This window comes from Microvirga subterranea, assembly GCF_003350535.1.
Classification (GTDB): Bacteria; Pseudomonadota; Alphaproteobacteria; order Rhizobiales; family Beijerinckiaceae; genus Microvirga; species Microvirga subterranea.
This window is the reverse complement of record NZ_QQBB01000002.1, coordinates 187,560-202,931: the sequence shown is the minus strand read 5'-3', so window position 1 is coordinate 202,931 and position 15,372 is coordinate 187,560. Positions and strand designations below refer to the sequence as shown.

The window sequence follows — 15,372 nt, the reverse complement described above, 5'->3', positions numbered from 1 at the left end:
TTTTATGTTGCACGAGCTTGGCTGGAAAGGCAGCACTTGCGGCTCCGACTGATGGTTCCGCAGGGGCAGCGCATCAGGCCTCGGTCGTGCCGGCCGCTCCTGCTTCCAAGCCGATCGTGCAGGCTCCAGTCTCCAAGCCACCCGCGCCGGGCTCCGTCGATCCCACGGCCACGCCCCCTTCCCCGAACGGCCAAGGTGCGGTCAAGCCCGTTCCAGCGGCTGTCGCCGTGTCGCAGGACCCCAGGCCGACGTTCACCCCGAGCACCTTCATCAACACGATGAAAGCGGCGTGGACCTACAAGCAGATCGCGGAGGCCGGAGCGTGGCCGACACTTCCTGCCGAGACGCTCTTGAAGAGCGGCGACCGAGGCCCTGTCGTTGCCGCTCTCCGTAGGCGTCTCGCCATGGAAGGGGATCTGCCAGCCGACAAAAAGTCTGGTGACTTGTTCGATCCTGACGTTGTCGTTGCAGTGAAGCGCTTCCAGGCGCGCCATGGCCTGCCCGAGTCCGGCGCGGTCCGGGCCAAGACCGTCGAGGCCCTGAACGTCCCGGCCCTCACCCGTCACCGCCAGCTCGCCGCCTCGGCACAAAGGCTCATGGGGTCGAACTTCCCATTCGGCCAGCGCTATGTCGTGGTCAACATCCCGTCCGCCACTGTCGAGGCGATCGAGGAGGGTCAGGTCGTGCGGCGCTACGTGGCCGTTGTCGGCAAGGTGGATCGTCCCTCCCCCAGGGTTGAGACCCGGATCACGGCCGTAAACCTCAACCCGACTTGGACCGTCCCGGTGTCCCTCATCAAGAAGGACATCATTCCTCACGTCCGGAGCGACCCCTCGTATCTCTCGAAGATGAAGATCCGTATCCTGGACGGAAAAGGACAGGAGATAGACCCGCAGACGCTCGACTGGTCGACGCAGAACGCCGTGAACTACACCCTGCGGCAGGATCCAGGCGCGATCAACTCGCTGGGCCAGATCCGGATTGACATGCCGAACAAGGAAGCAGTCTACATGCACGACACGCCGTCGAAGCGGCTGTTTGCGCAGGACACACGGTTTCACTCCTCCGGCTGCGTCCGCGTCGCGGATGTGGCGAGCTTCGCCGAGTGGCTCCTGCGGGGAACCCCTTCGCCGACAGGCGGGTGGGCGCGGCCGGATATCGAGGCTGCGATTGCAACGACGGCACGCCAGGACATCCGGCTTGACAAGCCAATCCCGGTCGCTTGGGTCTATCTCACGGGTTACGCAACTGCCGACGGCATCGCCCACTTCCGAAAGGACGTGTACGGCCTCGATGAGCCGAAGGCCGAGCCGCTGCCGGATGCCCAAGTTCTCGACGTACCGGCAACCTCGTCGATTGCACCTAAGCGGTCCTAAGCCGTCCGCACGAGCAGCATGTGATCGCAATGCGCTCCCGATGGAATAGGTAGCGCTCGTTCTCGTGAAGTACTCCCTCTGAAACAGCGCATTCCGCGGCCGACGCGTTATGAATAAAGCCTGGAGAAACGACTGACTGACAGAGGTCGTCATGATCTGGGCCAGGAAAAGTGCCAGCAACATTGAATGGGCGCTGGTGAAGCAGCAATATAACCAATTGTCGTCGAGTCTCGGCCTGCCTTTCGACATGCTAATGATATCGACCCCCATTGCGACAACCGGGGGATCAGAAGTCTATCTAAGCCTCCTGGACGAGGGCCACCTCTCCTTGTTCAGAGGCTTCGACGTGGTGGCTGAAACCGATCTGCCGAATGCCGCCACCTTGAGCTTCGGCCATTTGGCGGCGTTCAAGGAGCGTTTCGGCTGGCTTGATGAGGACGGTACGCTGCATTGAGGAGGGTGCTTGAGACGAGCTTTGCTTGTGCGACCTCACTCAAGCGTCTCGGCTTGCTCCCCAATCCAACCGATGCGGAGGCTGCCGACCTCTCACTCGTCGGGCACCTGTGTTTCTTCACCGAGCGGATCGTCCCAGCTTGGAAGCTGGGCGAAGGGACCGGCCGGCTGTGTATGTCGCGGCAGTTCGCCCCGGCAGCCGGCCTCGCAGATGCTCCGCAGTGCTCGGACGTTGGTGGCCTCCCGGCGTCGGTGCTTTTGATCCCGCCGGCTGAAGAGACCTGCTCGAACGTCGTCCGATGTTGGAGCAATGGACGGCGTGCGCTCCACGGACAGCGAGGATGTAGCAGCCAGAGCACCTGACGCGATCGATGTCGGAAGGATGCGTAAACGTATCATGCCCGAAAGCTCAAGAGGACACGTGAGCGGAAGGCTACACGGTTACCTCGAAAGTTCCGCGGTCCTGGATCGAAGCATTCGGATCGAATGCGTGCCCGTGGAATGAGGTTCAACCCTTCCGTGGAGTTTTGCTCTTCAGAAATTCGGCAATGGCGTCGAAGGCCTCGTCCCCTTCCTTCAGCAGTCCGGGAAAGAAGTAATAGCCGTGCGGCATCCGTTCGCGCACGAACGAGACGACCTCCCCATTGCCGCTGTCCCGCAACTTCCTGACGAAGGCGAGATTGTCGTCGACGATCGGGTCCGCAGTTCCCGACACGACGATCGTCGGTGGGTATCCTCGTAGATCCGCCAGCGCGGGACTGACATGCGGGTGTGACCAGTTTCGGTAATGCACCGCATAGGCACCACGGATATACCCAACGAAGGCGGTGTCGTAGATGATGCCGAGCGGTGCAAGGCGCTCGAAGGATTCGTGCTCCTCCACGAAGAAGCTCGTGATCGGGCACATGAGAACCGCCGCCTCGGGCGGATGATCTCCCTCGTCTCTGATCTTGATCGGCAGGGCGGCCGCCATGTTGCCACCGGCCGAGTCACCGCCGACAGCGATCCATGAGGGGTCTCCACCGACGTCGCGTCCGTTCTGCCGCAGCCAGCCGAAGACCGCAGCACAATCGTCGAGGCCTGCCGGGAATGGCCACTCCGGTGCGAGGCGATAGTTGACGCTCACCACCACCATTCTGTTGTCGGATGCGAGGCGGCTCGTGATGTAGGCGGTGTCCTCCGAACTGCCGACCGTAAAGCCGCCACCATGGGCGTACAGCATCATCGGCAGGGGCTCGTCGGATCGAGGTCTATATACCTGGCAGCGAATGGGTCCTGCGGCTGAAGGGACGTAGATGTCCGAAACCTCGATCTCCGGATAAAGCTGGGAGGCACTGGGAGGAAGGTCGGCGGGCTCGATGCTGTGGCTGATGTAGCCATGCCGCACCGGCTGAATCATGATGTCCCTCAATGTCATGGGTGTCCGCATCTTGGCGAGGAGCTGAAAGTAGCGGGCAGCCGGATCCAATGGATCGATATGGGATATGCCCGGACCATCGGTCCGTTGATCGACAGGCGTCGCCGAGGACCTGGCGGCGGCAGCGTCATCATTCATTTACATGGCTCCATCAGACATCCTCCCGACGAACCCTAGAGGGACGATGCGCAGGGGATAACTAGCAGAATAGCCTGATGGGCGACCCAGAGTGATCAGGCAGAAGGTCTAAGAGGCCATCGCCAGTTCTTAGTCGAGAGGCTCGGCCTTCGACGCATCCTGACCCGAGTTCGCCTGCATCGCCACGCCGCTGATCAGGGACATCGTCGGAGACGGCGAGCCCGGAGTGCCATTGCGGCGCACCTCAACGATATCGCCCGGCAGTAGGCGGGTCGACATCTCGGCTCGGACGACCTCTTCCTTGCCGCTCCGGGTGCGCAGGATGGCAACGGCGTAACTTGCGTCTACCATGCCCATAAGGGCGGCACGGCTTTGCTGGAAGCGGGTTTCACGCAACTCCTGAGCAACCGGAATCGTGATGTCGAGTTCCTGAAGGCGCGAACGGGTCTCCTGCAATTCCGTCATGGCCCGGCGCATGTACTCGTTTTCCGCCTCCTGCATCCGGACGCCGATCTCACCGATGCTGTTTTCGAGCCTTGCAATGTCGGCAGCGAAGCGAGCGAGATTTCCCTTGTGGCGCGCCTCCTCCCGCTGCAATTCGATCATGGCATAACGTCGTGCCAATCCGGTGGTGACGAGCTTGTTGTAGTCGGCGATATGCTCCTGAAGGAGCTCGAGCTGCGTCTGCTCGGCCTCCGCCTGCGCACGAACACCGGCAATCTCCGCTTCGAGACGCGGCTTCTGATCCCGAAGCAGACGTAGGGTCTGCTCATGTCCAGCCCGCTGGACTGCCAGAAGGTCCTGCTCCTCCTTGAAGATGCGCGCCACATCCGGATCATCCCGTGAGTAGGTCGTATCACGCGGCAGATCGAACTTTGCTGAACCGAGCCGCTGGGCTTCCAGGCGGAGCCGGCGGATGAAAAGGGCGCGATGCGTCGCTTGGGCAACTTGCAGGCGCTCGTCCGCCTGAAGGAACTCCGATCGGTTGCCGGCGACCGCCTGCTCCTGCATCCCAATTCCTCCCGCGAGAGCAACGGCGCTCAGGACCGATGCGCCATAGCGATAGGGGTAGCTGCCGGGTGACCTCACATCTCCTAGGACGTAGACGGGACGTTGTTCGTTGATCTTGAGGCTCACGACAGGCCGATCGATGAACCCCTCCGCAAGCCGCTGCGTGATGCGCTTCTCCGCCTCGCCTAATGTCAGATCCTGGACGGCGATGGCCCCGATGAGAGGAATCGTGACCGCGCCCGCCCCATCGACGATGAAATCGCCTGAAATTTCGGGCTGCTGGAAAACGATGACCTGAACCCGATCCCCTGGCGCAAGCTGCTGCGGGCTCGCCCCGTCAGCGGCGTCTGAACGCCCGATGCACTGCAACATGGTCCAACCGAGGAGAACCGCGCACGTGAGCGAGCGAGTGCGAGAACGGAGGGCGCGGGTCATAGCAGCTATCCCTTCGGCTGATGCAGTCCTGCAAATGCGACGACATGCAGGACAATGAATGCCCCCATGAGCGGATCAAGTTTCGGACGAGCCGGCTCCGGATTCGAATGTGTAGAGTAAGCGTTGGCCCCCTCGTCGTGGCGGCAATTCCGGACACCTTCGGGCCACCGACCAAAGTACCTCCTATGAGTGGTTTCCACGATGCTGCCGCACGGGCATCAGTGCCCAGCGTCTCAGCACGGAAGCGAACCAAAAGATTTAAAACGTTATCACAATACTAATTCCCGAAAGGCACAAGATTTCAGTCGATCTGTTTGATGTCGCATCGCACAACTCTTCTTTTCCCATTAGTGTAAGGCCCTCGTAGAAGCCGGGGTGGGGTTAATGGCGAAGCCCGCTGGAGCGAAGCTGTCAAAACAGACCGTTGATGCAATCACGGGTGAGCGCCGCCAGGTGACGGCGTTCTTCTACGATATCGTGGGATCGACGGAGATTCTGCAGACGCTCGATCCTGAAGACTTCGGTATTCTTCAGCGCCGGATCCATGGCGAAGCAGCCGCGGCCATTCGTGGCAATGGCGGCTACCTCGAAAGCCTGCACGGTGATGGCGGATCGGCTTATTTCGGTTTTCCCGTATCATTGGAAGATGCGGCCGAGTCCGCCGTCTCGGCGGCGCTGGAATTGGTCGCCCGGTGTAGGGCCGCTGGGGAAAGCATCGTTCAAGGAACTCCGTTGCGGGTCCGCGTAGGAATCGCAACCGGCACTGTGGTGATCTCGGACCTGAGCGGGGCGGACCTGCCGCTGACGAAGGAGGTGATCGGGATCACGCCAGCTCTGGCGGCGCGCATCCAGTCGGAGGCAGAACCGAACAGCGTTGCAGTCTCGGACACGACTTATCGCCTGACGCACGGGGCCTTCGACTTCGAGCCTCTTGGCGAGAGACGCTTGAAGGGCCTGGTGGAACCTGTGCGCCTCTGGAAGCCCATTGCCCGTCGAGACCCGATAGATCGGTTCTCGACGTCGGGTCGAATGCTCGCCCCCCTCGTCGGGCGCGAAGAAGAACTGGCGCTCTGTCGAGATCGATTGCTCAAGGCACAGGAGGGCCATGGCCAGGTCATCCTTCTCGTCGGCGAAGCCGGGATCGGCAAGTCGCGTTTGGTTGCCGAACTGCGTCAGGGACTGACGCCCTCGGAGGCGGAGGTACGCATCTTCCAGTGCCTTTCGCGGGGCAACGGCCGCCCCCTTCATCCCTTTCTCGACATGCTTCGGCACCAAATCCGTCGTGACAGGCCAGAATCAACCGGTCTCACGAAAGAGGAAATCCTTGATTCCCTGCTCCATGACGGAGTGGCGCTCGGTGAGGACGCGGCAAACATTCTTGCGTTCCAATCCGGCGGCTCCGCCTTGCCGACGGGTGAGGTCGAGCCTATTGAACGCACGGCGGACGAACTTCGGCAATCAGCGCTCGATGCAATTATCGATGTTCTAAAAGGATGGTCGCGGCACAAGCCGCAATTGGCGCTCGTTGAAGACGTTCATTGGGCCGACACGCTGACGCTGGAGCTGATCGATCAGCTTGCAGATCGGATTCGACACCTCCCGATCCTCGCCGTTTTGACCTCCCGAGACGATACCGTCCTCCGCGGTGCCGATCACAGCAACAGTCTTACCATTACATTGCCCCACCTGGAAGCGTCGCATACGCCAAAGCTTCTTGAGGCAATCTGGGAGCAGCCTCTCCCCCCAGGCTTGGCATCCTTCATCCATGACAGGAGCGACGGTATTCCGCTCTTTGCGGAGGAACTGGGCACGCTCTTCAAGGAACGGTTCGGAGGCACGGCCTCGACGATCAGAGATTGGAGCAAGGTGCTGCACGAAGGTAGCATCGTGACCCTTCAGGATCTGGTATCGGCAAGACTCGCGGCTCTCGGGCCGGCACGCCGGATTGCGCAGGTTGCAAGTGTCATTGGGCGGGAATTCTCCGGAAATCTCCTCAAGAGACTCGCTGATGGCGAAGACGAAGCGGCTTTCCTCGACGATGCATTGGCGCAGCTGATCCACGCCAGGATCGTCCAGCGTCAGGAGACGGACGATGTCGAGGTCTTCCGCTTCCGGCATGCATTGATCCAGGAAGCGGCGTACGACAGTCTCCTGCGCGTCGATCGTCGGCGCATGCACGACCGACTGGTCGACCTCGTGCTGGATGGCGATGTTGCGCCACCTCCCGACGAGGTCACAGCCTGGCATTGCGAGCAGGCGGGACGATGGATCGAGGGAGCACGCTATGCCGTGAAGGCTGCCGAGGACTATGCCCTTCGATCGGCTATTCGCGAAGCGGATCAGTTGCTCGCCCGTGCAGAGGAGGACCTGTCACATTGCGAAGCGGGCCCGGACGTCGACGAACTTTCGCTTCAACTCCTGGCCGCAAGAGGTCCGATTGCCATCGCCCTGTTCGGAAAAGGCTCCCCGGAAGCGCGTGCCGTCTACGACCAGGGCGTCGCGATCTGCCGCCGTCGTGGGGTCGAAGACCGTGAGCGGTGGTTTCCCCTCTACTGGGGATGGTGGTACACTTCACCAGACCGGCAGACAAAGCGGAGCCGGGCAGAGGTTCTGATCAGCGATCTCGACAAAGCCAATGACCCTGAGATCAGACTGCAAGCCCTGCATTGCGCCTGGGCGGCGAATTTCCACGCCGGACAGCACCACCTGTGCCTGGACTGCATCAACAAGGGCCTCACCCTCTATGATTCCGACCGCGGCCGCCTCAGCCGTGCACGATACGGCGGCCATGATGCGAATGTCTGCGGCCTGGGCGAGCGGGCGCAACTTCTCTGGCTCATGGGCGACAACGAGGGTGCCATCGAAAGCATGAGCCAAGCAATGGCCTGGGCCGAAGCCACGGATCATCCTGGGAGCCTCTGTCACGCGCTGGACAATGCGATCCTTCTGGCAAGCTATCAGCACGATGCATCCAAGGTGTCCTATCTCGCACAAAGAATGAGGGCGCTTGCGGACGAACACGACTTGCCGGAAGTACGCGCCAAGAGCCGGATCTTTGCGGGTTGGGCACAGGCAATACTTGGAGATCTCAAGGCCGGGTTGCTTGAGTTTGAGGAGGGCGTGAAGGCTCATCGCGCCATCGGCACGGACGAGGACATGCCGGTCTATTGCAGCCTGTGGGCCGAGCTTCTCGTCAAGTCGCAGCAGCCCGACAAAGGGTTGTCGATCCTCACCAGCGCGATTGCAGAGGCCGAGCGGGCGGGCAATCTCGTATGGCTTCCGGAGCTATACCGGCTTCGCGCTGTTACGCTGCAAGCTCACCAGCCGAACGAGACCTTGTCCTTGCAGGACCTCGACCGGTCCATATCGCTGGCGGAAGACCAGGGTGCCGCTGCTCTTGCGGCTAGGGCCCGTGCGGATCGTACGCGCTTCGAGAGTCAAGATCGTCAATGAGATCGGGTCTTGCACCGCCTGCATCATCGGTGCCGGGCAGCCTGAAGCAAGTCGACCTGTGGCGCAAGAACACCTCCGACGACGCCTCGGAAACCTGGCTCCGAAAGCTGGTGGGCCGAAGACGGGACATCGGCATTACCCGGATCGGCTCGATCACGCGATTGGATCACGTCGGCGTACCTATCGTCCAAGTGGTGCGGCCTCTTTCACTCTCCAATGCAGTGAGCCAGGGCAAGGGCCTCTCTTGGCCCGAGGCGACCGCCTCCGCCATGATGGAGGCCATCGAGAGCTGGGCTGGCGAAAACATCCCTTGCGAGCGGCTCACACTGGCCACCGCCGAGAGCCTGGGTACGGCCACGCGAGAACTTTATGCCTCCTGCCTCGTCAACGAGGCTCCAAAAGATTGGGCTCAGCTCCCTATACCATGGATCGAGGGCTGGAACCTCTTCAACGATGAGCCTGCCCTTGTGCCTTCGGCACTTGTCGACACCGTCTATACGTTCCCGTCTTCGCATCCCGTGATGTTCCCCCGAACGACCACTGGACTCGGCGCGGGGCGGACCATGCTGCAGGCGATCATTCAGGCCGGGCTGGAGGTGCTGGAGCGTGACGCTATCGCAAAGGCGCGAAGGATCCCGAATTTCTTCGACCTAAATCAGACCAGCCTCCCGGATGGACACAGCGAGGCCTGTGGAACGCTGATCGATGCCGTGAGCAACGCCGGCCTCCTCTGCGGCCTCTGGCAGGCGCCCGCCGTTCACGACCTGCCGGTCTTCTGGTGCCATCTCATGGAGCGTGGCCCGCCCAACGAACTCGTACCCTTGCCGAGCGAAGGCTTCGGATGCAGCTGGACGCACGAGGACGCGGCCGCCAAGGCCATTCTCGAGGCGTGCCAGGCGCGAGCCACCGCGATCTCGGGCGCACGAGAGGACCTTACGCGCCATCATTATCCAGCCATTCATGACCGATCACACCTCGCGGAATGGCGTGAACAGCTTTCAGCGCCCTGGCGGCTCCGTGTGTTTCCCACGGGCGGGCCTCAACCTGATGCTTCCCAAGTCAATCGGCTGCCGCGGGTTCTCCATGCTTTGCGTAGGGCCGGCGCGGGTGCAGCCGTGATCGTTCCGCTCCTGAGCGATCAAGAGAGCGAGGTTCATGTGGTCCGCCTCGTGGCTCCTCCCCTGCGGCTCGATCCGAGGAGCCGGCAATGACGAACCGGATCGTCGTGTTTCTCGGACCGTCCCTGGGCCAGGAGGAGGCCTCTCGCATTCTCGATGCGAACTACCAGCCGCCTGCCGCGCAGGGGGACGTCGTGCGCGCCGTCACGTTGCTCAAGGCAGATTGCATCGTGCTCATCGACGGCGTCTTCGCGAAAGCTCCAGCCGTCCGACACAAGGAGATCCTCTGGGCGCTCGACCGAGGAATCCGCGTGTACGGGGCCGCCAGCATGGGAGCTCTGCGGGCCGCCGAGCTGCATGCCATCGGAATGAAGGGGCATGGACTCATCTATCGCTGGTACCGGGCAACGCCTCTTGCGGATGACGACGAGGTAGCGGTCGCTATGATGCCTGCCGAACTCGGATCCCAAGCAATGAGCGAAGCACTGATCGATATCCGCCTGAACCTTCGGCGGGCCGTGAGATACGGGATCATATCGTTGGCGCTAAGGAGACGGCTCGAAGCCATAGCTCGGGATATGCACTTCATCGATCGAACCTACGCAGCCCTGTTCGATAATGCGCGAAAACTGCTGCCGAATGACGAGGCGGCTGTAATCCATCTCTTGGAAACTTGGGTTGACCGTCATGCCGTTCGACAGAAGCGGGATGATGCGATCGGCCTTCTGCACCATGTTGCAGCGCAGCGTTCGACGACACCACCGGTTAGGACCGCTCCATTCCGTATGACAGAGGCCTGGGCTGCCGATCTCGATGCTGCCGGATTATTCTCTGAAAATATACTTTAGGATAGACTATACTCCATCGACTTCAACTTGACGATATGGGACATTTCCCCAGCGGAATCGCATGGGAATGCTCGGCATGGATGCTCTCGCGGAGCGGCCGTCACGCAGCAACGAGGCAGCGAGCCTCGGCACGCGCTTCCTTGTCTATCCTCAACCCCCCTTTGTCCCGGGCTATGAGCGGCCGGAGCTTGTTTGGCTGCCGATCGCGCCCGGCGAGATTGCGGCCGGACCTGCGAGCGACCGTGCCTATGTGCGGGATCCCATCCTGACCAAGCAACCCTATCAGGCGCCTTTTCTTCCGCCTTACGACGGATTGTGCCATTCGCCGGCCGAACCTGGGCCGGATGGGCATTTCGATCATCTCACGCCCGGGACACGCCCTTTCATGGCGGCTCACGCCTTTGCCTGCGTGCACCGGGTGCTGGACGTCTGCGAGGGCTACATCGGCTCTGCGCAGCCTTGGTTCTTCCAGCCCTATTATGAGCGGCTCGAGATCGTTCCGCATCTATTGTGGGACAATGCACAATCGGGCTTCGGCTTTCTCGAGCTGGGCGAGGATGATTTCGGCGAGAAGCCTTTCCCCTTCGCACTGAACTTCGATGTGATCGCACATGAGGTCGGCCATCTTGTGCTGTTCGGAGCGCTTGGCCTCCCTCGTGCATCCGGCCCAAGTGAAGACTTTCTGATCTACCACGAGGCAGCCGCAGACTTCATATCGCTCATCGGCCTTCTCCACTTCGATACGGCTCTCGACCGCATTCTACGTCGTACGAGGGGCAATCTCCTGATCACCAACGAGCTTGATCGCTTCGCCGAACTCAGCGACGAGAAGCAGGTCAGACGTTTCAGCAATTCCCTGCGTGTGCAGGACGTGGGCAACGAGGTTCACGATCGCTCAAAGCCCTTTGCAGGCGCGTTGTTCGATACGCTGATCGAAATCTACCAAGTCATCCTGTTCGAGCGCGGGCTGACGCGGATCGATCCGCGGGATTTTGCCTATATTCGGATGGAGATGACTCGAGACGAACTCGAACGGGAACTTCAGGTCTCAGGTCGTGACTACGAACTGCGCCACTATGCCGTGAAGGCGGCTCTCGCGGATGCGCGCGATATCGTCGGCCAAAGCCTCATGCAATCGTGGCGCCACCTCAATCCGGATCGCTTCACATTGGAGGACGCGATGGAGGCCATCATCACGGCCGCCACCGCCGGTCTCGGGCGGCGTTATGCTGACCGCATCGCGGATAATTTCGCTTGGCGTGGATTTTCGTGAATGAGGCATCCCTCATGCAACGCGCATGATGTGCAACTGACATAAACCAGGAGGCTCAACGAAGATGTCGGACTGTGACTGCACCCCAGATCCCGGAGGCAAGGTTTTCGCACCGGATGAGATCATCATATACGGCGTCAACCTCAGAGACGGCGCTACGGGCAAGGCCCAGGGCGAGATGCTGTTCAAGTCGAACTGGCGTGTTGCGTTATCTCCCAAATCCGTTCCGCCTGGCACAGACTTCCAAATCGTGGCGGCATACGGCTATGCCTATCAAGGTCATTGCTACCGTTTCGATCGTCCGCGCGTGCTCACTTTCAGCAGCAATGAAATCCCTCCGATGGAGCAGGCGCAAGGATGCGGCTTCAACATCTCACCGCAATACCAAATGTGGCGCGTTCCGGCCGACAAGGAGGTCATGGAGCTGACGGCCCAGATCGATACGTTCCGTTCTCTTGTACTTGAAGCGAACCTGCCGGGTCGTCGGCCACCGAACACCTATGCATCCGAGATGATGTTGGCGCATCGAGGCGGCAGGCTAACAGGAGCAGGTTCTTAAGGAGGACCCGCCTTACGGCGGGCGATGCCATGAGCACAAAACCGTCAAAGATGCCAGCCGTGACACCCACCGACGTGGCAGATGCTACGCTGGGAGTGGATTCGCGGCTCGTCATTCATCGAGGCTATTTTGGTGGCCCATTCTCGTCCGGCTCATTCACGATCGACATTGGCTACCCATTTTCAGGGCATCTCGTGCAGTTGATCCCGATACCAGCTGCCGGGAAGTCGTGTGTCGTCAAGCAAGTGTCTTCGGAGCCGGCGACTGGCAACACCCAGGTAGCCGTGACATACAACATCCAGAATGCAAGCGATCTTGCTCAAATCGCCTACACTCTTTTCGTGACTGCTTGAGGCCCCGCCCCTGTCCGGACGTGGCCTCCTAGCCCGCCAAGCCATATGCTTGTGGATCGACTCTATTACTCCGCCGCCTGCCTGAACGGCAGGAAGCCGATCGGCTGGCGCTGGGGCCCCTCCTGCTTCAGCGTCCGAACCATGTCCTCGTATTCCCGCTCCATCTCGGGCGTCACGGAGGGCCTTGTCTCGCGCAGCGCCTGCTCGAAATGCTCCATGGTGACCGACTGCGCCTCGAGGGACTGTCGCAATGCGAGAAGACCAGCCCGGCGCGTCAGGTCCTCCAGGTCAGCCCCGGTGAACCTGCTCGTCCGCTCGGCGATCATGTCGAGATCAACGTCCTCCGCGAGAGGCATGTCCTTGGTGTGGATACCAAGGATGTGCCGGCGACCGGCTGCGTCCGGGACGCCCACATAAATCAGCTCATCGAAACGCCCGGGTCGCAGCAGTGCCGGGTCGACGAGGTTGGGGCGGTTGGTTGCCGCCATCACGACCACACCCTGAAGTTCCTCAAGCCCGTCCATCTCGGCGAGGATCGTGTTGACGACACGCTCGGTCACCGCCGGTTCGCCGAGTCCTCCGCCGCGCACGGGTGCAAGGGAATCGATTTCATCGATAAAGATGACTGTCGGAGCCACCTGCCGAGCGCGGGCGAAGAGACGTGAGACCTGCTGCTCGGACTCGCCATACCACTTCGACAAAAGATCGGATGATTTCGTCGCTACGAAGTTCGCCTGCGCCTCCCGGGCCACCGCCTTGGCGAGCAGCGTCTTGCCGGTCCCGGGCGGCCCGAAAAGGAGGAACCCTTTTGCGGGACGGATTCCGATCCGACGGAACGACTCCGGGCTTTTGAGGGGAAGCTCGACCCCCTCGCGCAGCCGCGTTCTTGCCTCCTCGACGCCGCCGATATCATCCCAGGTCACGTTCGGCACCTGGATCATGATCTCACGTAGGGCGGAGGGTTGAACCCGCTTCATGGCATTGAGAAAATCCTGCCGGGTGACCTGGAGGTTCTCCAGCACCTCCGTCGGGATGCCATCCTTGAGGTTGATGTTCGGCAGAATGCGGCGCAGGGAGTCCATCGCCGCTTCGCGAGCCAGCGCCGAGAGATCTGCCCCGACGAAGCCGTATGTCGTCCGCGCGATGTCGTCCAGGTTTACATCTTCTGCAATGGGCATGCCGCGGGTATGGATTGCCAGGACCTCCCGGCGTCCCGGCTCATCCGGCACTCCGATGACGATCTCCCGGTCGAAGCGTCCGGGACGACGCAGAGCCTCGTCGATGGCCTCACGTCTGTTCGTCGCGCCGATGACGACGATATTCTGACGCGGCTCCAGCCCATCCATGAGGGTGAGGAGTTGAGCAACGATGCGCCGCTCGACCTCGCCGGTCACCTCTTCACGCTTTGGCGCAATGCTGTCGATCTCGTCGATGAAGATGATCGCTGGCGCGTTCTGCTGCGCCTCCTGGAACACCTGCCTGAGGCGCTGCTCGGACTCGCCGTAATGGCTTCCCATGATCTCGGGGCCGGCGATATGGAAAAACTGCGCTTCCGTCTCGTTGGCGACAGCGCGCGCGAGCAGCGTTTTGCCGGTTCCAGGAGGCCCATAGAGCAGGACGCCCTTGGGTGGGTCGATGCCGAGTCGCTGGAAAAGCTCGGGATGGCGGAGCGGAAGCTCGACCATTTCCCGCACCTGATCGACCGTGTTTCCGAGGCCGCCGATGTCGTCATAGGTCACGTCGGCGCGCCTTGCCTCCTTCGGCTCTTCAAACTGCGGGCGAAGCTCGACCTCGGTCTCGGCCGTTACCTGGACGATGCCACGAGGCTGGGTCGAGACTACGACCAGCCGGATCTCCTGCAGGCCATAGGCTGGAATGTTCAAGAGGCCCCGCATCTCCTCGGGAAGCCGTGGATCGACCGCGCGGGGCGAGTGCACGGAGGTCGAGATCACGTCACCGGCCGTGAGCGGACGCTGATAGAAGGTGCGCTTGAGCGCCTCGCCAGATCCCTGCAGACGCATGTTCTTCTGGGCCGGCGCGAGCACCACGCGGGTTGCCGGCCGCACCTCGGCCTGCTTGACCTCGACGTGATCGCCGCTCCCCACGCCGGCATTGACGCGCTGCAGGCCGTCAAGTCGGATGATGTTCAGGCCTTCATCCTCTGGATACGGCGCAACTGCAATCGCTGTAGTATGCCGCTTTCCGATGATTTCGACCGCCTGGCCTTCTTGAAGCCCCAGCTCGCTCAGCGATTTGCGGCTCATCCGTGCGACGCCACGCCCCGAGTCTCCTGGTCGTGCATTCGCCACCTGTAGGCGCAGGACCTGCCCGTCGTCTGCCATTGCTTCATTCCTGTGATCTCAGAAGCCGATCGTCGACCGGCTCATGCAAGGACCCTTGTCGCCGGAGAACCCCATAGGCGCGACATCTCACCGGCAGGGATGAGGGACAAACGCCACGTGCATTGATTTGTTGCAGACGGCTCGGATGGGGACCTCCCTCAGCAAGAACCCAAAGGCTAACCCCAGCACTATCTGCATCATGAAGTCGCACTATCGATGCTTAAAACAGCCCTATCCATGTTTAAAACATTACTATATATGTTCAGCAATTATTCGCACATGTGAGAGCGCGACATGATTACAGCAGCTCAGATGCGGGCCGGACGCGCCCTGCTTGGCATTGATCAACGCCAACTCGCGGAAATGTCGAGCGTCTCCCTGCCGACGATTCAGCGGATGGAAGCCAGCGAGGGGAATGTCAGAGGTGTCGTCGACACTTTGACAAAGGTCGTTGAGGCCTTCGAGCGCGCAGGGATCGAGTTGATCGGAGAGAATGCTGCCAGCAGCGGCGGTGGGCGGGGGGTCCGGTACAAGCAGCCTACACATCCGACCCCACCTCGTGAGACGCGCTGAAGCTCGAGCCCCTGACGACACCG

The 15,372-nt window shown here is 61.3% G+C and carries 12 protein-coding genes; 9 read left to right on the top strand and 3 right to left on the bottom strand.

What is annotated here, in order from left to right; all coding sequences use genetic code 11:
• The first annotated feature begins 116 nt into the window (after positions 1-116).
• Positions 117-1,376, top strand: a complete 1,260-nt coding sequence (locus tag DES45_RS05655) for a L,D-transpeptidase family protein (RefSeq protein ID WP_342633504.1) — start codon at positions 117-119, stop codon at positions 1,374-1,376.
• Positions 1,377-1,527: 151 nt separating this feature from the next.
• Complete coding sequence (locus tag DES45_RS05650; RefSeq protein ID WP_114769018.1) at positions 1,528-1,830, top strand: hypothetical protein; 303 nt, start codon at positions 1,528-1,530, stop codon at positions 1,828-1,830.
• A gap of 507 nt (positions 1,831-2,337) precedes the next feature.
• Here the strand turns inward: DES45_RS05650 and DES45_RS05645 are convergent.
• Together DES45_RS05645 and DES45_RS05640 are read right to left on the bottom strand one after the other, a co-directional pair.
• On the bottom strand, positions 2,338-3,384 hold the full coding sequence (locus DES45_RS05645) for an alpha/beta hydrolase (protein ID WP_114769017.1): 1,047 nt from the start codon (positions 3,382-3,384) through the stop codon (positions 2,338-2,340).
• Positions 3,385-3,513: 129 nt separating this feature from the next.
• Positions 3,514-4,767 (bottom strand): polysaccharide biosynthesis/export family protein, encoded by a 1,254-nt coding sequence (locus DES45_RS05640; protein WP_170151402.1) that lies wholly within the window; start codon positions 4,765-4,767, stop codon positions 3,514-3,516.
• A gap of 447 nt (positions 4,768-5,214) precedes the next feature.
• Between DES45_RS05640 and DES45_RS05635 the strand changes: the two genes are divergently transcribed.
• From DES45_RS05635 to DES45_RS24725, 6 genes are all read left to right on the top strand, one after another.
• Positions 5,215-8,283, top strand: a complete 3,069-nt coding sequence (locus tag DES45_RS05635; RefSeq protein ID WP_114769015.1) for an ATP-binding protein — start codon at positions 5,215-5,217, stop codon at positions 8,281-8,283.
• Complete coding sequence (locus DES45_RS05630) at positions 8,280-9,494, top strand: YcaO-like family protein (RefSeq protein ID WP_114769014.1); 1,215 nt, start codon at positions 8,280-8,282, stop codon at positions 9,492-9,494. The genes DES45_RS05635 and DES45_RS05630 overlap by 4 nt, the downstream gene beginning before the upstream one ends.
• Positions 9,491-10,249 carry a TfuA-like protein gene (locus tag DES45_RS05625; RefSeq protein ID WP_114769013.1) on the top strand — a complete coding sequence of 253 codons (759 nt, stop codon included), beginning with the start codon at positions 9,491-9,493 and terminating at the stop codon, positions 10,247-10,249. Before DES45_RS05630 ends, DES45_RS05625 begins: the two co-directional genes overlap by 4 nt.
• A 76-nt stretch (positions 10,250-10,325) precedes the next feature.
• Positions 10,326-11,522, top strand: a complete 1,197-nt coding sequence (locus DES45_RS05620) for a gluzincin family metallopeptidase (protein WP_114769445.1) — start codon at positions 10,326-10,328, stop codon at positions 11,520-11,522.
• 64 nt (positions 11,523-11,586) lie between these two features.
• Entirely contained in the window at positions 11,587-12,081 is a 495-nt protein-coding gene (locus DES45_RS05615) for a hypothetical protein (protein WP_114769012.1), read from the top strand.
• Between the two features lie 59 nt (positions 12,082-12,140).
• A complete protein-coding gene (locus tag DES45_RS24725) occupies positions 12,141-12,434 on the top strand; it encodes a hypothetical protein (RefSeq protein ID WP_147282351.1) in 294 nt (97 codons plus the stop codon).
• Between the two features lie 65 nt (positions 12,435-12,499).
• On the opposite strand, the gene DES45_RS05610 is transcribed toward DES45_RS24725, so the two are convergent.
• Positions 12,500-14,776 (bottom strand): CDC48 family AAA ATPase, encoded by a 2,277-nt coding sequence (locus tag DES45_RS05610; RefSeq protein ID WP_114769011.1) that lies wholly within the window; start codon positions 14,774-14,776, stop codon positions 12,500-12,502.
• Positions 14,777-15,070: 294 nt separating this feature from the next.
• On the opposite strand from DES45_RS05610, the gene DES45_RS05605 reads away from it, so the two are divergent.
• Positions 15,071-15,349: a helix-turn-helix domain-containing protein gene (locus DES45_RS05605; RefSeq protein ID WP_114769010.1), complete on the top strand. Its 279-nt coding sequence runs from the start codon at positions 15,071-15,073 to the stop codon at positions 15,347-15,349.
• Positions 15,350-15,372: the final 23 nt, after the last annotated feature.